General features: G+C 35.4%; 2 protein-coding genes. One reads left to right on the top strand and one right to left on the bottom strand.

Annotated elements, in window-relative coordinates; genetic code table 11:
* Positions 1-39: 39 nt before the first annotated feature.
* Complete coding sequence (locus B3209_RS04835; RefSeq protein WP_296690023.1) at positions 40-519, bottom strand: pyridoxamine 5'-phosphate oxidase family protein; 480 nt, start codon at positions 517-519, stop codon at positions 40-42.
* An 80-nt stretch (positions 520-599) separates the two neighbouring features.
* Between B3209_RS04835 and B3209_RS04830 the strand changes: the two genes are divergently transcribed.
* Complete coding sequence (locus tag B3209_RS04830; RefSeq protein WP_296690021.1) at positions 600-1,697, top strand: 30S ribosomal protein S1; 1,098 nt, start codon at positions 600-602, stop codon at positions 1,695-1,697.
* Positions 1,698-1,712 lie beyond the last annotated feature (15 nt).

The raw sequence follows: 1,712 nt of genomic DNA, 5'->3' as shown, positions 1-1,712 counted from the left end.
TAATGACATTAAATTATAAAAACTCGAAGTTTGGATTACTTACTTTTCATGGAATTTTCCAGTCAGCTCTTCCACATCAATTCTTATCATGCTCGTTTTTTTCATCATAATAGCAGGAAAAACAGCCGGACCTTTGTACCCATATTTTTTTAGGATACAGATTAACCCTTCTTTTTTTTCATCTGCATCCTCTAAAATAGACGCATTTCCTTTTCCGCAAACACTTCTGTAAAAATCTGTCCAGCCGCAAGGCGTTTTATCTGTACCTATTTCAGAATAGCTTACAGCGGAAAAAGATATGCGCGGACAATTTTTTATGCAGCTAAGCTTTGTACCTTCCGTAGCTCCGTGAATAAAAATCTGAATCCTTTTTCTGTTGCCATCCAGTTTGTACCCAAAATTTACGGGTACAGAATACGGCTCATTTCCATTTATCATAGCAAGCGTCAAAAAATTTGATTCATCAAGAATTTTTATCATTTCTTCAAAGTCAGTAATTTCCCTTTCTTTTCGTCTCATTTTTCACCTACAAAATTTGCAAATTGAAATTTTTTCAAATTCATTTTATAATTTAGAAATCAATTTTACAAGGAAAACAAATGAAAAACTTATATGAACAGGGACAGATGATAGAAACAACTGTTGCCGCAATTTCAAATGACACAGTTTTTATTGATCTTGGACTAAAAAGCGAAGGATTCGTTAGCAAATCTGAATTTTGCGATGAAAACGGAAATTTTTCCATAAAAGAAGGCGATAAAATAAAAGTTTACTTTCTAGGTGGAAAAAACGAAGAACTTCATTTTACAACAAAACTTTCCGGTCAAAATGCAGGAAAATCAGTCCTCGAAAATGCATTCAAAAACGGAATTCCAGTAGAAGGCCACGTTACAAAAGAAATTAAAGGCGGATTTGAAGTAATGGTTGGCACAAGCCGCGCATTCTGTCCCTATTCTCAAATGGGGTATAGACAGAAAAAGGAGCCAGCTGAATATGTAGGTGAACACCTTACTTTCAAAATCCAAGAATTCAAAAATGATGGAAAAAACATAGTTCTTTCAAACCGGGCAATTCTTGAAGAACAGGCAAATGCAGAACTTGACCAGCTTTCAAAAAAGTATACAGAAGGAATGACTGTTACTGGAAAAGTAAAATCAATCGAGTCCTACGGCGCATTTATCGACTTAAACGGATTCCAAGCGCTTCTTCCAATTTCTGAAATTTCTCACGCAAGAATCAGCAATGTTTCGGAAGTTTTAAAAGTTGGACAGGAAATAACAGCAAAAATTATAAAAGCAGACTGGCAGCATGAAAAAGTTTCTCTTTCAACAAAAGAGCTTGAGACAGATCCTTGGGACAACGTAAAAAATGAATTTCCGGTGGGAACAAAAATTGAAGGAACTATTTCCCGTGTAGCTGATTTCGGAATTTTTGTAAACCTCGCATCAGGAATAGACGGACTTGTTCATATATCCAAACTGAATGTTGAGCGCAGTACAAATCTGAAAAAAATCTACAAGCCAGGTGAAAAATTTCCAGTTATTGTTGAAAAAGTTGATCCTGAAGAAAAAAGAATTTCACTTGCTCCAGTTGTTTCAAATGAAGAACAGGACAACGCGGCAGAATATCTTTCATCACACAAAGACGATGATGACGGAGAAACTTACAATCCTTTTGCAGCGCTCTTGAAAAAATAAAGTAAAAAAGCCAGT

Source organism: Treponema sp. UBA6852 (assembly GCA_002449305.1).
Lineage (GTDB): Bacteria > Spirochaetota > Spirochaetia > Treponematales > Treponemataceae > Treponema_D.
The sequence above is the reverse complement of the archived record's forward strand: the minus strand, read 5'-3'. Positions and strand labels throughout refer to the sequence as shown.

Excerpts from the sequence above, each read along its gene's own strand:
- B3209_RS04835 (WP_296690023.1), bottom strand. The coding sequence starts at position 519 with ATGAGACGAAAAGAAAGGGAAATTACTGACTTTGAAGAAATGATAAAA.
- B3209_RS04830 (WP_296690021.1), top strand. The coding sequence starts at position 600 with ATGAAAAACTTATATGAACAGGGACAGATGATAGAAACAACTGTTGCC.